Origin of the sequence: Sphingobacterium hungaricum, assembly GCF_015210005.1 — a bacterium.
Classification (GTDB): Bacteria; Bacteroidota; Bacteroidia; order Sphingobacteriales; family Sphingobacteriaceae; genus Sphingobacterium; species Sphingobacterium hungaricum.
This window is the reverse complement of the sequence record NZ_MU158698.1, coordinates 2,796,766-2,816,853: the sequence shown is the minus strand read 5'-3', so window position 1 is coordinate 2,816,853 and position 20,088 is coordinate 2,796,766. Positions and strand designations below refer to the sequence as shown.

At 37.1% G+C, this 20,088-nt stretch carries 16 protein-coding genes; 10 read left to right on the top strand and 6 right to left on the bottom strand.

Annotation, left to right across the window (positions count from 1 at the left end; genetic code table 11):
* Position 1: 1 nt before the first annotated feature.
* Complete coding sequence (locus C4F49_RS15485) at positions 2-3,130, bottom strand: DUF6493 family protein (RefSeq protein WP_196936742.1); 3,129 nt, start codon at positions 3,128-3,130, stop codon at positions 2-4.
* Between the two features lie 155 nt (positions 3,131-3,285).
* Between C4F49_RS15485 and C4F49_RS15480 the strand changes: the two genes are divergently transcribed.
* The 3 genes from C4F49_RS15480 (at position 3,286) to C4F49_RS15470 (ending at position 5,496) form a co-directional block, all read left to right on the top strand.
* Complete coding sequence (locus tag C4F49_RS15480) at positions 3,286-3,981, top strand: hypothetical protein (RefSeq protein ID WP_196936741.1); 696 nt, start codon at positions 3,286-3,288, stop codon at positions 3,979-3,981.
* Positions 3,982-4,380: 399 nt separating this feature from the next.
* A complete protein-coding gene (locus C4F49_RS15475) occupies positions 4,381-4,848 on the top strand; it encodes a TPM domain-containing protein (RefSeq protein WP_196937293.1) in 468 nt (155 codons plus the stop codon).
* 63 nt (positions 4,849-4,911) lie between these two features.
* The gene (locus C4F49_RS15470; protein ID WP_196936740.1) at positions 4,912-5,496 is read left to right on the top strand and encodes a hypothetical protein; all 585 of its coding nucleotides are present in this window, start codon (positions 4,912-4,914) and stop codon (positions 5,494-5,496) included.
* A gap of 33 nt (positions 5,497-5,529) precedes the next feature.
* Here C4F49_RS15470 and C4F49_RS15465 read toward each other — a convergent pair whose 3' ends face one another.
* Entirely contained in the window at positions 5,530-5,880 is a 351-nt protein-coding gene (locus tag C4F49_RS15465) for a hypothetical protein (protein WP_196936739.1), read from the bottom strand.
* A 332-nt stretch (positions 5,881-6,212) separates the two neighbouring features.
* On the opposite strand from C4F49_RS15465, the gene C4F49_RS15460 reads away from it, so the two are divergent.
* Together C4F49_RS15460 and C4F49_RS15455 are read left to right on the top strand one after the other, a co-directional pair.
* Complete coding sequence (locus tag C4F49_RS15460; protein WP_196936738.1) at positions 6,213-7,211, top strand: MAC/perforin domain-containing protein; 999 nt, start codon at positions 6,213-6,215, stop codon at positions 7,209-7,211.
* A gap of 226 nt (positions 7,212-7,437) precedes the next feature.
* Positions 7,438-7,860 (top strand): hypothetical protein, encoded by a 423-nt coding sequence (locus C4F49_RS15455; RefSeq protein ID WP_196936737.1) that lies wholly within the window; start codon positions 7,438-7,440, stop codon positions 7,858-7,860.
* A gap of 5 nt (positions 7,861-7,865) precedes the next feature.
* Here the strand turns inward: C4F49_RS15455 and C4F49_RS15450 are convergent, their stop codons facing one another.
* Positions 7,866-8,690 carry a DUF5694 domain-containing protein gene (locus tag C4F49_RS15450; protein WP_196936736.1) on the bottom strand — a complete coding sequence of 275 codons (825 nt, stop codon included), beginning with the start codon at positions 8,688-8,690 and terminating at the stop codon, positions 7,866-7,868.
* Between the two features lie 362 nt (positions 8,691-9,052).
* Between C4F49_RS15450 and C4F49_RS15445 the strand changes: the two genes are divergently transcribed.
* The 4 genes from C4F49_RS15445 (at position 9,053) to C4F49_RS15430 (ending at position 15,934) form a co-directional block, all read left to right on the top strand.
* Positions 9,053-12,301 (top strand): SusC/RagA family TonB-linked outer membrane protein, encoded by a 3,249-nt coding sequence (locus C4F49_RS15445; protein ID WP_231388335.1) that lies wholly within the window; start codon positions 9,053-9,055, stop codon positions 12,299-12,301.
* 13 nt (positions 12,302-12,314) lie between these two features.
* Positions 12,315-13,835, top strand: coding sequence for a RagB/SusD family nutrient uptake outer membrane protein (locus tag C4F49_RS15440; RefSeq protein ID WP_196936735.1), 1,521 nt, complete (start codon positions 12,315-12,317; stop codon positions 13,833-13,835).
* Between the two features lie 22 nt (positions 13,836-13,857).
* Complete coding sequence (locus tag C4F49_RS15435; RefSeq protein WP_231388334.1) at positions 13,858-15,078, top strand: YdcF family protein; 1,221 nt, start codon at positions 13,858-13,860, stop codon at positions 15,076-15,078.
* Positions 15,079-15,181: 103 nt separating this feature from the next.
* Entirely contained in the window at positions 15,182-15,934 is a 753-nt protein-coding gene (locus C4F49_RS15430) for an SDR family NAD(P)-dependent oxidoreductase (RefSeq protein ID WP_196936733.1), read from the top strand.
* A gap of 66 nt (positions 15,935-16,000) precedes the next feature.
* On the opposite strand, the gene C4F49_RS15425 is transcribed toward C4F49_RS15430, so the two are convergent.
* Together C4F49_RS15425 and C4F49_RS15420 are read right to left on the bottom strand one after the other, a co-directional pair.
* The gene (locus C4F49_RS15425) at positions 16,001-16,915 is read right to left on the bottom strand and encodes a DUF6268 family outer membrane beta-barrel protein (protein ID WP_196936732.1); all 915 of its coding nucleotides are present in this window, start codon (positions 16,913-16,915) and stop codon (positions 16,001-16,003) included.
* 82 nt (positions 16,916-16,997) lie between these two features.
* Entirely contained in the window at positions 16,998-17,894 is an 897-nt protein-coding gene (locus C4F49_RS15420) for a LysR family transcriptional regulator (RefSeq protein ID WP_196936731.1), read from the bottom strand.
* Positions 17,895-17,994: 100 nt separating this feature from the next.
* Here C4F49_RS15420 and C4F49_RS15415 point away from each other — a divergent pair, with 100 nt between their 5' ends.
* Entirely contained in the window at positions 17,995-18,291 is a 297-nt protein-coding gene (locus tag C4F49_RS15415; RefSeq protein WP_196936730.1) for a putative quinol monooxygenase, read from the top strand.
* Positions 18,292-18,362: 71 nt separating this feature from the next.
* Here C4F49_RS15415 and C4F49_RS15410 read toward each other — a convergent pair whose 3' ends face one another.
* Positions 18,363-20,063, bottom strand: a complete 1,701-nt coding sequence (locus C4F49_RS15410) for a RagB/SusD family nutrient uptake outer membrane protein (protein ID WP_196936729.1) — start codon at positions 20,061-20,063, stop codon at positions 18,363-18,365.
* Positions 20,064-20,088: the final 25 nt, after the last annotated feature.

The window sequence follows — 20,088 nt, the reverse complement described above, 5'->3', positions numbered from 1 at the left end:
TTTAGTTAAGTATTTTTTTAAGAATAGGTTGAACAGCTTTATATGCATTAAACTGTTTTAGCGATGAAGACAATTCTTCGGATAAGGTGTAACTTCCTTTTTGCTGAAGGTCATAAAACAGTTCCAAAAACTTTTTAAAATTTGTTGGCGTCTTTTCGCCGACCTCTAGCTGGGAAACCGTTCCTTCAATTAGCTGGAAAAGTGCATCATTTTGTTTTGCCGAAACATCTTTGCATTGCTCCAGCACTTCAACAAAACGAGTGTAAGGACCATAATTACCGTTCAATAGGAAAGCATAGAAATTACTCATCTCTACGATCGGCAATCTGTTTTCTGCTATCGTTTGAATCAAAACTTCTACACAAGTTGCACGCACTAGTTTATCAGCTCCAAAACAACTTGTAGCTAAAAATAATAAGGAATGTTTGCTAAACTCAAAAAAAGGATAAAGCATCAGCTCCAATAAGGATTTGGAAGATTTAGTAATATTGGAGCTCATACTATTATAGGCTACGCCATAAATAAAAGAAACGGAATCTGGATTTTGAGGCATCAAACTATAGGCATAAGGCACATCAAGGCTTAACATATAATAGGACGAAAATGGATTATTTCCTCGGTTAAATATTTCTTTTGCGTACAAAAAAGTTTTTGGATATTCTTTAAAAGGAGGAAGTGGAGCTTTGATTGCTTCTCCCATATAATGAGGCTTTTTCGTCGTATAATTGTAGTAATCATAATAGAATGCTTCGATTTTTATTTCTGGACGAAAATCTCTGACCGCATAGGGTGCATCTTTTAATGCAGTTTCTTCAAATTCATCAAAAATTCCTTCAGGATAATTTGATCTTGCGACCGTAGCCCAAATACCAATCCAATCTGCATCTTTTGAATTGGATGAACCAATAATTGATGATAGCCAAGATTTCTTTGTGACAGCTAATTGATTCTCAAATCCAAGTGCATAAGACAATATCTGCCTAACCTTTTCATCTTTCACAGCAACCAATTTCGTTTCAGCTTGCTGAAGATTCTCGCGCACTGTACGGCTCAATGCAATGGACAAATCTAGCAGATCGATTTCTACAGCTTGTTTTTCGTAATCTAAAATCCTTTCAATCAACACGACTGGGTCTATCCAGAAAGGCTCATGTGTAGGAAGACTTAATAAAGGCAATTGAATGTTAGAAAACATTCTTTGTTGGATAAGAACTAAAATATCATTGACGGTATTTGCATTTCTTGAGTGGTTGGAATGCCGGTTGTTGTCATAAAATATTTTGGATACATCGTAATATCTGCTTATAAATATTGACGAAAAATGAGCAAACCAATTTGATTCTACGTAGGTTTTCTTTAGCTTCTCAACATAAGGTTCAAGTTGTTTTTTATAATCTTCTGGAAATTCTGAACTATGCATCATCCATGCATTCATTAAAATTTCCATTTGTACTTCATCTATCGTATGAATGACATGTCCAACTTGAAATAATATATCATTCCACGAACTGGGATAATTAATTTTCTGAACAAGTTTTTCGGCTGATTGTGGTTGATAAGTATAGGATTCCTGAGCATCGCTAGATAAAGTAGCTAATATTTCTTCCTCTGAATAAGCTGTTTGCCCCGCACCCATCAGAGATTTTAGGTCTTGCGCAATAGAACCAAGCATTTGTGCGGAATAAGTATTGAGCTTATCGGAAAGATTTTCATCAACACTTGCTTGATGTTTTAGTATAAACTTGCTTGCTCGCTCTTGCAATTGAAAATCTGAAATCATAAACACGTCTGTAACCAAAAGAACTATTCTACTTTTATGCTCAGGTTTTGATTTCATCAATTTATCAAACTGAATGAGCAACGTTTTTATGCCTCCTTTCAAATCTGTGCGCATAAAATTTGGTTCTACCCATATCAAGAATTCATTCATATCAAAATCTTGATTATCAAGTAGAGGTTTTAGTAGATTAATTGCAAAATTAATCGGACTGCTATCTTCGGAATGCAACAACGGAAAAATCTGATGCTGATGTGCTAGTAAGGTGGCTTCGTCTGCATTCAATCTTAAAATCAAACCTCTAAAAAAAGATTTTAAATTACTGTTCCAATTCTTAGTTTGTATTTCTAGAGCAGAAGATAAAAGAACTTCTTTCGATAGTTTATTTGTCTCAACCAATTCATCGAACACTTTATGCCACAACAGTTCGTTGACTTTATTTTGGTAATTATAGTCATAATAAGAGGTATGTATGGCTGTTTCGTACTCAAATACCAAAGGAATATCTCTTTTCAACGCGAGGGCATCGATGACCAATCTATTCAGATTCTTTAGCTGTAAATCTTTATCGCGAGTTTCATCGAACCGAGAAACTGAGCGAGCATATAATTCCGGTTCAAAAGTGACTAAATCATTTTCTTCCAAATAGCGTAAATTCCAATAACCTATTCTGGCCCATTTGTTACGCTGTAGCTGATCCAATAGATAAGGAGTCAGCCAAGTAGGTTTTGCCCATTGCAATACTGCCCACACTTCCGGATTCTTAGGCATATCAAGCATCCTCACAAAATCAAATACAGTTCTTGCTTCTGTTTGGTTATAAACGGCTAAAGAAAGAAGGTTAATAATTTGATGTTGATTTTCTGTCCCTCGATATCCCCAGTTATAATTCGAGTTATTCTTAAATTGTGGCTCGTTGGTCAGATCAACATAAGTGATGTAATAGCGCCTTGCGATGCGTAATTCCTTTTTGATTAGTTCAAGATTTCCTTTAGCATACAGATCTAAAAATGGAATGATGCCTTGCTTATTGCCTTTCTTAATCAAATCATGCAAAGCATCAACAATCTTCTCTTTTAGGAGAGCAGATGCAGACGGCTTTTTGCTTGTTTGTCCTGTGGCATTTTTCTCTGAAGGAATCACCGACCCATCTTCCGAATAGCCTTTTTTAGTCTTTTCGAGGATTAATTTTTCGGCATCTTTTAGGCAGGCATCTTCTGAATCGAAAGATTTGGTTTTGCTTTGGCCAGAAGTTCCGTTCCGTCCATACGTTACAGTATGCGAATTATCATTCGTTTGAATCTCCCAAAATTTATCCGACGAACCGTCAATATATTTTAAATGTTTGAACATAACCTTATCTAACTAATGAGACAGTAAAATAAGTATAAACATTCTAAAACGCAATAAATGAGCATCATTAAAACATTAAGTTATTCGCTATGTTTGTAGCGTTAGGAAATAAACAACCGTTCATGGTAATAAATATAACTAATAAACAACTTATTATGAAAAGTTACATCTTGTTATTACCATTGATTGTTTTATCATTTTTCATGTCATGTTCTAAAGATGATGAACAATCGATTGCCTACTGGAGTGAACTTTCCTCCGAGAAAACGAAAGAAATAGAAAATTTAGTAGCATCTGTTTCATGCACGAATATTAATGATTTTGAAATATTAGGTGCTGGAATCAATTACACATACTATTTCGCCGTTCATCCCTCTATAAAAGCACGATTTGAAACACTTAAAGATGAATTAAATTATTACGATAAGAAAGTAACCGAGACGGCAATGAGACAAGGGATTGTTTTGGATTATATGGCATCCTATCCGCCAATCGAAAAAGCTTGCGAAAATGGAAAAGTAAAGTTAACGTATGCTGAAGATCTTTCAATAGAAGAGGTAAATAATGCATTAGTCGGTCGTTACGATGCCTTAATAAATTTCTACAACGATATTCCTTGTACGGACGCTAGCCAATGGAGCGTTGATTATGTACAGCAGCTATGCAATTATGAAGGATTTGCTATTCATAAAACCATTCGCACAAATGAAGCGACATTATTAGTTGGTGCTTATAATAGTCTGATATTAAGAAAGCGGAATTTAGAAAGCACAATATGCCTTTTTGAAAGCCCAGTAATTAAACCAACTGTTGGATGCAAAGATGGAAAACCAGTTATTGTAAATCAATAATAAAAATCGATTGCGCTTCAGGATGTTACAAAAGTACATCCTGATTTTCTTATAACAACTAACTTATGATCTCTAAATATCCAGAGCTACTCATAATTTTAAGTCGTTGTTCTGGATCCCACTAACAAAAAGTGAGAGCTAAGTTTAACTCGCAAATTTAGTAATAAGAGAAACCCTAATTAATTCCCGAGGACTGTTAAATTGTATTCCGCATATCAGAATGAAATTCTGATATGCTAATTAAAAATTATTTATAAGGTAAATAATTAATTTAAATAAATTTATTAATTTTATCTAATGCTTACATGAACTAAACATGCTTCGATTATCCTAAAATTACTACTTACATTAGTTTCAGCTTTTATGCTCTCAAGCTGCTCCTAGTCACAAACGAGTAGCATCAGGACTCCTTTTGCTGAAAACTTTAACGACAGCAGTGTCTTCAAAAATCCCGACTTCCAAATCCCAATAGGCTACGTAAATGATTTTGCTTCTATATTAGATTCTACTGAAACTAATTTGTTAGAAAACAAACTCCGAGCCTACGACGAAAAAACCAGCAACCAAATAGCGATTATAAGCATTAATTCTGATAAACTTACAGAAGATAACTTTGATCAATTCAGCATTGATTTATCGAATTATTGGGGTGTTGGAACAGCAGAAAAAAATAACGGAATAGCAATTTGTTTAAGCCCTGGACTCCGCATGATCCGAATAAATACAGGAATCGGTACAAAACATATTTTGACGGATGAGATTTGTCAACAGGTATTGGATAGTATTATTATGCCTGAATTTAGGGAAGGGAACTATTATAAAGGAATAAATAGAGCTGTGGATGAATTTATAAGACTTTGGAGATAGGTTTTTTTTTAATAACATGGAAGAAACGTATTCTTTATAACTTCTAAAAATTAATATTACACTATGAAAACTTTTTTATTTACGCTGCTTTTACTTCCATTAGCAGCACTGGGACAATTGAAAATGAAACCTGATTATGGCACAGGAAATAGCGAGCTTCGCGATATTCTAAAATTTGAAAAAATTGACTACTTCGACGTTAAGATAGCTGGGCCAGGACTTAAGGGAAGGAATTACATGGTCATATCCAAAACGATTTCAGACGGTGTAGTCTCCAAAATTGACACCATCTTGAATACTGCTAAAATCACAAATTTTGGAGCAATAGACTCAGACACCTTACATTTCAGTCTGATAGGCAAGAAATTCAACGCTGAAAAATTAAAACTATTTTTCAATTTCAAAAATTTCACCTACGAGAAACTGTTCGATGCCATTGATTCCGATGACTATTCTTTGAGAGACATAGGCAAACATATGGATATCGAAGTAGGCAAATCCTTTCATGCATTTGCATATATTTTGCCGTATGAGAAAGGGAATTATAAAATGTACTGTGCAGTGGATAGTAGCGGCAAAGATGTGGAGAACTGGGGAAAGGAGTTTGGCATAAAACATTATATAATTTTTGACCTATGTATAAAGTAAACCGAAACAGCAATCGTTCACCAAGTTTACACCCTATTTTGGACCATCAGCATCTATTTTATTCGTACGCGCCCATTGCACAAACACATATCCTATTGAAATGACGGTCAATAATAAAAGTATTTCGGCAACCCATTCTATATCCGACGACCAATGCTTATCTAAAACAAATTCGCGATAACTGCTGTATTCAGCCATTTTATTAGAAGGATAATCTGTTGGCATGTCTTGCATTCCCAATGGCGATTTGAAATAATAGGTAACGAAAGGTCGATGTTTGACAAAAAATCGAAACTCATCTGAAAATTCATCATCCACCGCAAATCCAGTCATTAGCCAAGTCGTAAGCAGCAGTAGTATTGCGATATAAGTGTATCTTCTCATTGTTTTTAGATTTAGGACCACGTATGTTAGACCATTCGATCAATTTCAGCCTTATTTAAGATGGCTACTTTTAATTATTAGTTCGGTAATCAACGTAAAAATAAGGAATCGCCTCGTATAAATTTGATATCGTTCGCAATTAAAAAAAATTCAAGTAGGTCTTTAATTTTAATCTTTCCCAATATCTTATTTTTTATTAAAAATGAATTTAGTTATTTATCTTTGAATTAATATTTATAAATTATGAATTTAAATTCCACGACAGTAAAAATAATTAGTTAACAAATTTTATGAGTAAGTATTTCCTTTTTTTCTTTTTTGCCACGGCTTTAATGTCATGCTCTGATACTATCGAACTTCCAGTTGAGACTGAAGAAAACATCTACAAAACAGGTATCGATTTATCCACATCGAAAACCATTGCTGTAGAAAAAAAATGGGGTTCGGAAGAACTATTTATGTTGGGATATGGATACGATGCAACCGGAAAATACGCTCATCCGGCTTATATTAAAGGTAAAATAATGAATGCTTCAAAATTCTACAATGAAAACAAGAGTTTGATTACTATTTCAAAAACCAATTCCCGAGGAACAGAGTTACCAACAGGTGGTACAAAAGAACAGGTTTTGGCTACGATAAGCGAAAAAGCTGGTTTTACCAGTGATGAGTTGTTGCGTTACACAAATTTATTCAAAGCTCATTTTGAAAATAAATTTGAAAATGATAAAACATTCGAAAATCTATCCTATAAATTTTATGGAATATCCGAGTTATGGGCTTCCACTTTAATGAGGATTAATTATCCTCAAGGTAGAGATGAGTGGTTTCTAACAAACTACCTTACCGACGAATTCAAAAATGACTTGTCAACAAAATCCGCTGATGACATTATTAAGCTATATGGAACTCACCTATTAACAAATATAACAATTGGTTCACGGATAGATTACCTATATCGATATGCAGAAGATAGAAAATCTAACAGTGATTATTGGTTTATTTATAACATCCCTTATTATTTTAATCCTGCCGCACATGTTTATACGGTCAAACCAGAAGAGGCAGCTCCGTTAAAAGAAAACATGTACGTTGAGGTAATTGACGGTTTAAATCCATCGCCTAATATCTGGATGATTGACATTACCAATTACAAAAAAGAGAGAATAAATTATAAAGGTTTTGACAGTTTGACTGAAGAAAACGTAACCTTAGTCGATTTTCATAATCAAGGAAATAAGTTAATCCCGATTTATGATCTTGCCTTAGATCCGGCAAAGAAAGAGGCGTTAATTATTGCTTATAACAAGTTTCTTGGGGCAACTCAATAGTCAGAATTAGTAATTCGAAAATAGAAAATACTTTCTGAGTATTAGTCATTTAGCGACCTAAGACGAAACGCGGTTGCTAGCGAAATGACTAATACCCATACATGTTTTTTAATTTTAACTTTTGAATTTTGAATTTGCAAACCATTTCTTGACATAAGGCAAGTTGATTTCTTTACAAATAACTTTATTTTAGCTAATAAATTTCAGATCGCTAAACTTAATCGAAATGAACAAATTAGCTATTGCGCAAGCATTTTCAAACGGAGAATTTGCTAAGTGTTACCCCTATATCAGCGACTCAACGTTTTGGAATACGCCAGGCCAACAATATTTATCAGGCAGAAATGCTATTTTGGAATTCTGTGAGAAAGTGATGGACTATTTTAATGCAGTCGAAAAGAACTTCTACATACATCAAACCATTGAAAACGAAACATCCGTTTCCATCAATGGAACGGCAGAATTTTTTAACAATAAAAAATTAGTTTCTAGAATTTCTTCTTGCGATGTCTATGAATTCAACAGCCAGAACCAGTTGATTTCAATCTACTCCTATTGTATCAGCGAAAACGAAAACATAAAACCACATTCGATGGAAGTGCTTTACAAAACAGGCTTCTCCTCCATGATTGCCACGTTGGTATTTTAAAAACTTTATTTCAGATAGTCAAACACATCAACCACTTTGTATTTTGGGCTTCGTTTCATAAATTCATTAAAATAAGCTGTATGGGTCGCTCCCATCAGAATAAAAACGCGGTCGTCCTTAGTCAATTGAATTTGATTTAAGTTAGAAAACATAACCAGGTTCCGGTGGTAAAATTTAGCCGCTTCGTCCGCTCCTTCCGCTTTCCCTTTGGAAGATACATAGGTCAGCATGTCTGCATTTACATTGATTAAAAAATCAAGGTAATCTGGATGATTGGTCTGCACCAACAAATCCAATACAGTCTTCGGTTCACCGAACTTCTCTACATAAATTGCTTCGTTTTTCTTGAACAATTTTTCATATTTTGGAAATATCGTGGAGTCGACTTTATTCGGCAGGCTCCAATACAGACCATAATTATATTCCTCCTTATAATTGATCCCATAAATTCGCTCCGCCCCACTCAATCGCCCAATTTCATAAGCCAGCAACTCAACCTCGTTTGGTTTTTCAAAGGTCATTGCTGGATTTTGGAGATAAGCCTTATACAGTTTTTCCAATGTCGGCTGATAGTTCGCTGTTGTTTCGACCACAATCACCGTAGGTTTAAATGCAGCCAATGCTTTAGCGATCTCATGAATTTGAGCAACATTCTCCTTATCGTACTCATCGAACTCCACCTTATTTGCATCAGGTGTATAACCCATGTGAAAAGTTCCTAGGTTTAATACCGGAATCGCATCATCAAACTTCGTCTGAAATCTAAATTCTTGTGCGAAACTTTGCAACGCGAAACATAACAAAGCAATGGTATAGGTGATTTTTTCCATAATTACGAATTAGCTGAAAATAAAAGTTCAATTTAATAAATCTATTCAGATAGCAAGAAGTATTGTCCATTAAAAAAAATGGATTTTTACTATTTGTTCCTCTTCACCAGCTATACATGCTTTAATAAATTAGGACTCAATGATTTCGTGAATTTTGTTCCTACTGTCTGTGAATTTTCGAAATAGGTGCCGTAACAATCCTTGCTTGATATCAAAATGATTATCGAAAAATAACGATATGGTAACATAGCTACCCGAAGTTAATATACTGATAATACTCTCCTAATCGCATGCTAACGCGATTCCAATAGCTTTGTCGCATTCAAAATGTTCAACTTTTCATTTAAATAACAATACATTTTATGAACATATCTTTAAGATATTCTATGGCCGTAGGTCTATTTTGTTTGACGATGAGCCCCTCCTTTCTGCCCCATTCGCAGGCGAAGGAATATGCATCAAAAGCGACATCCAGCTATCAACAAAAAGTTAGCGGAAAGGTCATTGATGAAAATGGTGCCGCAATCATTGGAGCAACAGTAAAAAACCTGACGAACAATCAAATGGTTCAGACCAATGCAAATGGTGAATTTGCGATCGACGGAAATTTAGGCGACCGCATCTCCATTACTTACCTTGGTTACTTAACGCTAGAAGCACAGCTTAACCAAAACAACCAAAACATTACCTTAGTCACTACCGATAATGAAATCGAAGAGGTTACGGTATCTATTGGGTATCAAAAAATAAGAAAGTCGGATGTGACTGGTGCGATTGCTTCTGTAAAAGCAGAAGAACTGAACCTGACCTCTCCGAAGTTAGGCCAAGCTCTGGTAGGTAAAGTTGCAGGTGTTCAAATCTCGCAAACAAGTGGCGCGCCTTATGATGGAACTAAAATCCGCGTTCGCGGCGTGAGTTCAATCAATGCGGGTTCCGACCCATTATATGTGGTAGATGGTTACCCTGCCGGAAATAATTTAAACATCAATCCGAATGACATCGAGACGATTGATATCTTAAAAGATGCTGCTTCTGCAGCAATTTATGGTTCTCGTGCTGCTGGTGGGGTTGTTTTGATCACCACAAAACGTGGTAAAGAAGGCAGAGCCAATGTAGATTATGAAGTATTGGCTGGCTTTGGACAGTTATCAAAAAAAGTTGATGTATTAAATTCGGACCAATTTATTGATTTATTAATTGATGGGCGTAATAATTCGTATAGGGATTTATTAGCAGCTAGAGGTGTAGAATGGTCTGATGCATTCAAATCACACACAAACCAAGAGCGTGTTTCGCGTGTCGGAAATGCCGGTTCGGTTTCTATTCCGGAAGAATATTATGATTTCGGATCTGCGATGGCTAAACCAGCACAATACAATACGGATTGGCAGGACGAATTGTATAGAAACGCTCCATTTCAGCGCCATAACGTTTCATTCTATGGGGGAAATGATAAAACGAAATATTTCTTAAGTGGATCTTACCAAGATCAAGAAGGAATTATGCTAGGAACGAACCAAGAAGTATTCAACTTCCGTTCAAATGTAGATTCTAAAATTGGTGAACGATTGACTGTTGGCGCGAATGTTTCATTCACCATGAATGACAACAATGAAGTGACGACTGGTCGTTATGACAGAAGCCCTTCGATGGCGGCATTGATTTATCTGCCTACATTACCTGCTTACAATGAAGATGGAAGTATTGCGCAATACAATATGGCGGAGCTTTCAGCAAACAATTTCGGTATTCAGAACCCTGAAAATCCTTTGGCTTATGTGACCAAAATCAAAAACCAGCGCAAAGGAAGACGCGGTGTTTACAATGGTTTTGCGGATTTCAAAATCTTGGATGGCTTAAATCTGAAATTTAACGGAGGTATTCAAACTTATGATGAGAAATACGATTACTACCGTCCGACAAGTATCAGTAATGGAAATTACAGACCAGGTTCTCCTCAAGCAATCACAGCGGCTTATGCAGATGCGATTACGCGAAGTGAAATCGATAAGTTAGGTGAATTCACATTAAACTACGATAAACAATTCGGAGGAAAGCATAATGTAACTGCTTTATTGGGTTATTCTGCGCAGCAGACTAACACTGATTACATGGAAGTTAGGGCGAATGGTTTTCAGAACGATGCGATAGGAGAAATCACGGATAAAGGCGCTGACGCTGCTAACTTCACGTTGTTAAATGCTTTCAAACGCGTAACGACTATGCAATCGTATTTCAGTCGTGTGAACTATAACTACGATTCAAAATATTTCCTTTCGGCATCGTTCCGTACAGATGGTTCTTCTCGTTTCGGACCGGATAATAAATGGGGTATCTTCCCTTCGGTATCTGCAGGATGGACTTTATCGAATGAAGATTTTTACGATGCATGGTTAGGCCAAAATTCTACGGTTAAATTCCGTGGAAGCTGGGGTGTAAGTGGAAATAACAACATCGGAGATTACCGTACAATAACCGAATTCAGTTCTCCTGGAGGCGTTGTCTTTGATGGTCAAGTCGGTACTGCCTACTGGCCAAATAAATTGTTTGATTCGACCTTAGGTTGGGAATCAACTTCTCAATACAACCTAGGTTTGGATTTGGGACTATTCAATGGCCGATTAAATATTTTAGCTAACTACTATATCAGTCAGTCCTACAACTTATTGTTCGAGCAACCTGTTTCAGCAGTTTCAGGAACAACAACAATCTTGACCAATTTAAGAGACAGTAAAGTTCAGAACAAAGGATTCGATTTTCAAGCTGATGCAACAATCATCCGCAAGCAAGATTTCCAATTAGGCTTTAGCGGAAACATCAGCCTGAACAGAAATAAAGTATTGGATATGGGTGGAGCTTCGACCATCTTGACCAATGGTGCCGAACGTTCATACATTACACACGTGACGCAACAAGGAAGTCCTGTCGGAATGTTCTACGGATTCAAAGTGTTAGGAATTGCAACGGAAGAAAATTACAGTTCTGTAGCACCTTCGGCAGCATCAACAACACCATTACAGCCGGGAGATTTATATTTTGAAGATGTGAATGGCGATGGCATTGTCAATGACAATGACAAGCGTGTCATTGGAAATCCTTATCCAGATTTCACCTATGGATTTGCGATCAATGCAAGCTACAAACGCTTTGATATCCGCGCCTCATTCAATGGTTCTCAAGGAAATGAAATATTGGACGGATACGATTACTACTTGTACAACATGGAGGGTTCGGGAAATAATTATGCTTCGGTAGATCAGCGTTGGAGATCATCTGCAGATCCAGGCAACGGCGAAGTATACAGAGCGTCTCGCGGTGGAACACAAAGTAACAGCACTCGTTTATCAACTTTCTATCTGCAAGACGGCTCTTATTTCCGCATGACAAATATCATCGTGGGTTATTCATTCACCCCAGCATTCACTTCAAAACTAGATATTTCTGGTTTGAGAATCTATGCAAGTGTGGACAATCCATTTACGATTTCAAAATACAAAGGATACAATCCTGAAGCAGATTACGATCAGCGTGGAAACTTGACTCCGGGCGTGGATTATGGAGAATACCCATTAGTAAGATCATTTAATTTAGGTTTAAAAGTAACATTCTAAAGAAATTAATAAAATGAAGAAGATATATTTATTACCCTTTTTGTTATTCGCTACAGCTAGTTGCGAAAAGGATTTTCTAAACCAAACAAATCCAAATGCGGTCGCTGTTGACACGTATTTTAAGACAGAAAATGATGTTCTATTAGCTGTAAACGGTGTGTATAACATCCTTCGTTCTGGAAGCGGAATTGGCGAAACAAGTGCATTATACAGTGAAGAACGTTCGGATAATACCGGACGTGATGACAACCAATCCAATGCGGGTGAACCTTTTCAATTTAATGACTTCTCCCTTCTTGCAGGAAATACTTATTTGAAAACTCATTGGGTAAAAATGTACGAAGGTATCTATCGTTGCAACGCATTATTATCAAATATCGATAAGGTAACTTTTGCAGATGAGAACACCAGAGAACGCTATAAAGCAGAAACGAAATTCATTCGCGCATTGCTTTATTTCCATATGGTTAGAAAATGGGGAGATATTCCTTTGTCGACAACCATGTTAACGAACAAAGACGAAGTAGATGCTTTAGCATTTAGACAGAAAGAAGACGTTGTTTATCAGCAAATTGTTCAAGATCTGCAAGATGCATTGACAAGCAATATTCCGAATACACAATGGGATTACCAGATCGGAAGAGCATCTAAAGCCGCTATCCATTCTTTATTAGGCCAAGTCTATTTGACAATGGGATCCACTTTAGCCGCAAACAAGCAAGAAAATTATCAATTAGCAGAAGCACAATTGACATTGGCTTATGGGATGCGTACATTCGGAAAATTGACGGAGATTCCTTATGCAGATGTATTTGATGTTGCTAAGAAAACAACAAATAAGGAATTGATTTTCCAAGTCCAAAACATTCAAGGAGATCAGAATTATCATTCGAGCATCGCAGCAAATAATCAAGCAAGAGGTGAATTCATTAACTCATTAAGACCTTCTACGGGTTCTGGCGGTAATGTAACGCACGACTTGGTGTATGACTATGAAGCCAATGATGCTAGAAAAACGTTTTCTATCAAATTTGCAACTGACGCTCAAGTAAATGATTGGTTTATCACTAAATTTAGAGACGCAAGCTCCGCAGCTGGAGAAAATGGCTGGGGCGGAAATGACTGGATCTTGATTCGCTATGCGGATGTGATGCTTTTATTGGCTGAAACAAAAATGAACTTAGGCAAAGATGCAGAAGCAATCGCAATTTTGGATGAAGTACGCGAAAGAGCAGGACTTCCATCCTATGCAGTTTCAAGAACAAACGCGACTTACAACACAAACTATCCAACATTGAAAGAAGCTTTGCTTCATGAGCGCCGCGTAGAATTGGCTTTTGAAAACCATCGGTGGTTTGATTTGATCCGCAATTATACGGCTCAAGAATTGGTGACCTATTTCGGAACAAAGAAACAAGAGAATTTTGGAAATGCGAAGCTTTCAAACATTAGCACGAAAGACCGCTATTACCCGATTCCATTCGATGAATATAAATTGAATCCTGAAAAAATGTATCAAAATGAGGGTTACTAACAGCTCCTTAAAAAGATCAACTGTGCTTATCCTGTCTCTAATCGTATTGGTTTCCAATACGGTTTGGGGGCAGGATAAGCCTTTTAAGACGACGCAAGATTGGATCATCGGAAAGAATTATTATGCAACATTCCTCCTGTTAACCGATAGCAGCTTAACAAAAGAGTTGACGCAAACAAAAGCTATTAGCGACATTCTTTCAGCGAGGCATTCTCGATTGGATCAAGCGATCGACTGCACAACAGTTGATTGTTTAGTTCAAGCATTCAAATGGTCTTCTCCAGAAATGGAAGGAATCTCTTCTGCTTTTGCCAAAGCGTTTGAAACAAACCAAGCGCTTCAAGCGTTGGTTTCTTCAAAATTAATCCCGTCGAAAACATATGGCTTACAGAAAGAATTGACTGCGAAAGATTATTTGCTAAAAGCAATTGAACAGGATCTTAACGCAATGAATTATGTCATTGATGTCTATGCTGGCGCAAAAAAACCAAATTATCCGCGCATAGATTCTATCTCTTTCGATATCTCTAAGAAATCTTACCTCACTTTACTAAAAGATGTTCGCCAAGATGTGCTCAAAGATATACGGACAGACCATGATCGGTTTTTTGAAACCATGTTGCTCGTTGTTCGCTTATTGGAAGTGAATGAGCGCTGGGATGCTGCGCAATTAGAACCTTTGGTTGAATTGGAAAACAAAAAAGCCTTCGAACAAATCGCAAAAACAGATTTTAAAAAATACCCATACAGTTTATTGCTAACGCTTGGCGCAGGGCCAGGCCAATATGATCAAGCAATTAGTCCTGGCGGCATGTTGCGCTGCCGGCAAGCTGCTCGAAGTTATTTCGATGGATTAGCACCTTTTATTGTGGTTTCAGGTGGTCGAGTTCACCCTTTCAAAACCCCTTACATCGAGGCTATCGAGATGAAAAAATACCTGATTACGGTAATGCAGGTTCCTGAAGAAGCCATTTTGATTGATCCCCATGCTCGTCATACAACAACGAACTTGAGAAACACCTCCCGAATCATGATCAACTATGGTTTTCCATCGGATAAATTTGCGATTATCAACAGCGCAGTTTCACATATCGATGCTGTCGAAAAAATGGCCGATCGCTGTATCAAAGAGCTGGGCTATGTTCCATATTCGTTGGGCAAACGCATTAGCGATGTCATTATCGAATTTCAGCCCCGCTATGAATCGCTAACGATCGACCCTGATGAACCTTTGGATCCTTAGTAGATTTGAGTTTAATTGATATATCAAGTAAGTGTAATATAAATTGCTATTCTAAACATTTCTTATCCATTTAAGGTATTATTACTATCAAATTCAAAATAAAATGAAAAGTTTAGAAAATAAAGTTGCGCTTGTAACGGATGCAGGATCAGGAATCGGAAGGGCTGTCGCTATTTCCTACGCGAATGAAGGAGCATCAGTAATGGTTTCTGATATCAATGAAAAAGGAGGTCAAGAGACTGTTGACTTGATTATCCAATCAGGTGGCAATGCTAAATTTTTCAAAGCCGATACGTCAAAAGCAGAAGACAATGAACAACTTGTTCAAGCTACTGTAGAACAGTTTGGCAAATTAGATATTGCTTGCAATAACGCCGGCGTTGGAGGGGAAGCAGCCTTGACTGGAGATTATGATTTGGATAGTTGGAAGAAAGTTTTAGATATTAACTTAAACGGCGTTTTCTATGGTTGCAAATACCAACTAAAAGCAATGGAAAAAAATGCTGGCGGAAATATTGTCAATATATCTTCAGTGCATGGTACTGTTGCTGCCCCAATGTCGAGCGCTTACACGTCTAGCAAACACGCAGTCGTTGGCTTAACAAAAAATATTGGTGCTGAATATGGAGCTAAAAACATTCGATGCAATGCTGTTGGCCCTGGCTATATCTTAACGCCATTATTGGAAGATCATGCGAATGCAGAATTGTTAGAGTCTTTAAAACAGAAACATTCAATCGGACGATTGGGACAGCCCGAAGATGTGGCCAATATGGTTCTATTTTTAAGTTCGGACCAATCCTCTTTTATAACAGGCTCCTACTTCTTAGTTGATGGTGGATACACTGCTGTCTAGCTATTAAAAAAGTCTGTTAGATGCATTTCTAACAGACTTTTTTATTTACACATCTTAATAATCCTTTTACTTCTTCGTACTCACTCTAAAAACAACTTGCACATTAAAATACAGGCCACCGCTTGTTTCTAAATTCGATTGTGTTCGGTTATCGCCAAAATTAAAGGCTGATAGCCCAATCATTTTTTCTGAAGAGGTTGAATAAACTCCAAAATCTGCTGTAGAATATCCTGCCTTTGCGCGGAATAACAATTTGTTATCTAATGTTCGGAATTGATAATATGGAGCCAATATAATTTCGTTGTTTTCAACATACTGTTGTGTCGCATTGTCTTCGCCTAGGTAGAAACTTCTGCGTACAGCCTGAAAATCGACACCTATCGACGAACTGTTTGATAGTCCATAATTCAAGTCACCGAGTAGCGGTAATGAAAGATCTAAAGTCAGCTTTTCATTCGGACTGCGGTAAAAGATGCCTAATATGGGTGTTCCAAAGAAACCATAAGCCTCTTGCGAGCCATATAATCCCATTTTGTACGTTAAATTCTCTCGCTTAACATATTTTGCCATTGCCAGCCCTCCTAACAGAAATGAAGATCCAATGTTGGAATCGAAATCCGAAGAAACCTTAGGCATCGCTACAAAGTACCCATTCCATTTCTCATTAAAAGTTTTTGAAAATCCAAGCCTTAATCCGGCGTTAAAAAGTGAAGTTGTGGATGCATCAGGCATCAATGCTAAATTTCTAGAATTAAAATCTACTCCCGTAAGAACTGCTGATGATTCATTGATAACAATGGGAATCATAACATTTGCATCAAAAGATTTCAATTTCGATTTGGCGTCATCATCGGCGTATCCTAGATTTGCCTGACTATATCCGATACGGATTAAATCTAAATAATCTTGCGAGTAAGCTTCTAGCGATGTGCATAAAAACAGCACAATAAGCCACACATAATTTATAATCGTTTTTCTCATGGCATAACAGTTAGTTATACCAAATATACCATAAATTTTATTTAATCAATAGGTATAATTTATCTTTGAAAATTAAAAACACTTAAGTCATCACCTTTCGAAAAAGATCTTTAATGTGGTTAATTTCCATCTGGTGCATTGTATTTTTTCGAGTTCCAAAGTATAAGGTGTTGGTTAATTTCTTGTCTCCTTCCCAAATCAATTGAATCTGACCGTTGTTAATTTCTTTTTGACATAAAAAATCGGGAATTACAGCTAATCCAGTTCCAGCACTTAAGCAGCGAACAATCGAATTTAAATTAGGCACGATGTAATTTGGCCTGAAATCTGGCTTCTCCTGAAAATTAGTAATCCAGAATTGGAATAAATGTTCCATATCGCCAGCAGTTCCATACCATTTCTGTTCTTTTAGCCAAAGCTGTGTCGCCTCTTTGTCTTTTTGCTTTAAGACAGCCTTAAATGCTTTCGCATCAATGTCCTTTCCTCCCACCAGCACAATATTTTCGGACGAAAAACTTTCATGGATGATCGTCGGAGAAATCCCTTTTTTAGGAGTAATAATCAAATCAAGAATTCCTTTGTTCAGCTGATCCAGCATTTCGGGATATTCCCCGAAACAGATAATCAGATTGAATGGCAAGGTTGAGACATATTGTTCCAAAGTCATCTGGAAGGTTTCGAAACACATGCCTACACTAATCGTAGGCGTATGTTTTTCAGTTGATTTCTGAAAATTCTTTTCAATATCTTCTAATTTGTTTAGAGGTTCATTCAATGCATTAAACAACACTTTTCCTCTTTCGGTTGGAATCATTTTTCGTCCCGTTCGATCGAAAAGCTTATAACCCACATAGGATTCCAAGGAACTTAAATGCAGACTAACACCGGGCTGCGAGATAAACAAAGTCTCTGCCGCTCCGGTCAGCGTGCCTTCTTTATAAATTGCCTTAAATGTTCTATACCATTCTAGATTAACCATGCTATTATTTATTAGATACAAAAGTATGAATTATATAATTTCAATAATACAGAATTAAGTCCCATTTTTACATAGCTTAACAATTAAACTAAAAACGAAAATGTCAAACAAAATATACTTAACCGCACTAATCAAAGCTAAATCGCAACACCGCGAAGAAATAAAACAAATCCTTCAGAACTTAGTCATTGAAACTCGTCAAGAAGAAGGATGTGAACGATATGATTTGCATCAAGGAATTGATGACAAAGACTTATTTACATTCTATGAAATCTGGAAAGACAAAGAAGCATTAGATTATCATAATAACCAGCCTTATATTTTGGCATTAGCGGAACAAACTGCCCATAAATTGCAAGAGAAGCCTGTGATATTATTGACGGAGTTGCTTGATTAATATCCTGTAAGCAAAAACAAGCGCCACGAATCCATGGCGCTTGAAAACCAAATCTAAAATGAAAACAAAAATCAATATCCTGTATTTTGCTCTAAAAAACCATTGCTTTTGTCTATTTCTTCCTGTGGAATAGGTTGATACTCGTTGTGGGAATTAAATATCAAATCATCATAGGAATCTAAATATTGTCCTTCGAACTGCGAATAAGCCTCTAAAGTTGTTTTAGCAATACCCCATCTTACTAAATCATAAAAGCGGTGTCCCTCCATCGCTAACTCTAATCGTCTTTCAAATCGAACAGCATTTCTTGCGTACTCTTGACTTGGAAATGTTGCATAATTGGAAATGCTATAATTTGCTGCCGGATTGCCGTATGCGGTCAATTTTGGCGCCAAATTCGATGCGCGGGTTCGAATCTGATTAACTAGGGTTCGAGCCCGTTCCAGATTATTCAATTCGATTTCGCATTCTGCTGCCATTAAAATAACATCTGCCAATCGGATAATATTAACGTCTAAACCTGTTAAATAATTTTCGCCAGCAGCTGCATGAGCGCCGAACAAACCTTGAGGGATCATGGTTTTCATTCCAACAAATGGCCCTCCATAAGCAGCATCTCGGATCCAGTCGTTCCCAGGCATGACGCCGTAATCTAAATACATTACTCCTCTCCGACCGACCGTATAATCTAACCGTGGATCAAAGTGCAACGTGCTGTCTAGAATATAATTTGCACCAGCTCCGATATCAGAAATATAGGGGTTTGTTTTGTAAGATCCGTCTAAGAACGGAAGACCATCAGCGCCAACTTTAAATGCATTGACTAGTTCGATGGTTGGCTGATAAAACCCACAACAGCCTACCGGAGAAGTTCCATATAAACCAGAAAGCATATCTCCTACATTGGCATTATCTCCTGATCCGTTTGAGTTAATTGCATGCTTCGAGACCAATAGTGCTTCCGGCCCATCTTCGTTCAGCACATCAAAATTATTCTCAAAAGGCATGCTTACAATGTCCTTACCCGCCATAACCTCATTGAACAATGTTAGCGCTTCGCTGTATTGCTTTTGATATAGAAATACTTTTCCCAAATATGCTTTGGCGATATTGGAATCCATCCGCCCAGCTTCTCCATTGATCTTATCGGCAGGCAAATTCTCTATTGCAAATTCAAGATCGGCTATAATCATAGGCACAACATCAGTATTGTTAGGTGTGATTTTCGCATCTTCCGTGCTAGTATTTTCATCTACGTAAGGAATATTTCGAAATACTCGCCATAAGTAAAAGTAATAATGTGCTCGCAGCATCCGAGCCTCTCCCTGAATTTGCGAAGCTCTTTCCGCTGTAACTTCTTTAGGTCCTGCTTGATCTGCCGCTAACAGCCTTAGTGTGCTATTGCAACGTAGAACGCCTTCATAATACACGCGCCACATGGTTGCGATGTTGTCGTCGGTACTGATATTTGTATAAGCTTCAATGTTGTTCATGTTGGGCTGGTCAGTTGGCTCGGTTCCCTTATGCGCGTTGTCCGACGCCATTTCTCCAAATACCCATTGACTTGGCGCGCTGGCATAATTACCCCATGTACCATTTACATTACCGTTCATAATACCATACGCGGCTATTAAGTTACCTTCAATCCCCTCAGCATTAGCCAATTGATCTGCGCTCAACTGACCTTGCGGGTTTAGCATCAAAAAATCTTTGCTGCATGACGCAAGGCAAATGAATGTGATAATTGATGCCAGTATGTTTAATTTTTTCATTGCGTTATAATTTAAATTATGAATG

Excerpts from the sequence above, each read along its gene's own strand:
- C4F49_RS15485 (WP_196936742.1), bottom strand. The coding sequence starts at position 3,130 with ATGTTCAAACATTTAAAATATATTGACGGTTCGTCGGATAAATTTTGG.
- C4F49_RS15480 (WP_196936741.1), top strand. The coding sequence starts at position 3,286 with ATGAAAAGTTACATCTTGTTATTACCATTGATTGTTTTATCATTTTTC.
- C4F49_RS15470 (WP_196936740.1), top strand. The coding sequence starts at position 4,912 with ATGAAAACTTTTTTATTTACGCTGCTTTTACTTCCATTAGCAGCACTG.
- C4F49_RS15465 (WP_196936739.1), bottom strand. The coding sequence starts at position 5,880 with ATGAGAAGATACACTTATATCGCAATACTACTGCTGCTTACGACTTGG.
- C4F49_RS15460 (WP_196936738.1), top strand. The coding sequence starts at position 6,213 with ATGTCATGCTCTGATACTATCGAACTTCCAGTTGAGACTGAAGAAAAC.
- C4F49_RS15455 (WP_196936737.1), top strand. The coding sequence starts at position 7,438 with ATGAACAAATTAGCTATTGCGCAAGCATTTTCAAACGGAGAATTTGCT.
- C4F49_RS15450 (WP_196936736.1), bottom strand. The coding sequence starts at position 8,690 with ATGGAAAAAATCACCTATACCATTGCTTTGTTATGTTTCGCGTTGCAA.
- C4F49_RS15445 (WP_231388335.1), top strand. The coding sequence starts at position 9,053 with ATGAACATATCTTTAAGATATTCTATGGCCGTAGGTCTATTTTGTTTG.
- C4F49_RS15440 (WP_196936735.1), top strand. The coding sequence starts at position 12,315 with ATGAAGAAGATATATTTATTACCCTTTTTGTTATTCGCTACAGCTAGT.
- C4F49_RS15430 (WP_196936733.1), top strand. The coding sequence starts at position 15,182 with ATGAAAAGTTTAGAAAATAAAGTTGCGCTTGTAACGGATGCAGGATCA.
- C4F49_RS15425 (WP_196936732.1), bottom strand. The coding sequence starts at position 16,915 with ATGAGAAAAACGATTATAAATTATGTGTGGCTTATTGTGCTGTTTTTA.
- C4F49_RS15420 (WP_196936731.1), bottom strand. The coding sequence starts at position 17,894 with ATGGTTAATCTAGAATGGTATAGAACATTTAAGGCAATTTATAAAGAA.
- C4F49_RS15415 (WP_196936730.1), top strand. The coding sequence starts at position 17,995 with ATGTCAAACAAAATATACTTAACCGCACTAATCAAAGCTAAATCGCAA.
- C4F49_RS15410 (WP_196936729.1), bottom strand. The coding sequence starts at position 20,063 with ATGAAAAAATTAAACATACTGGCATCAATTATCACATTCATTTGCCTT.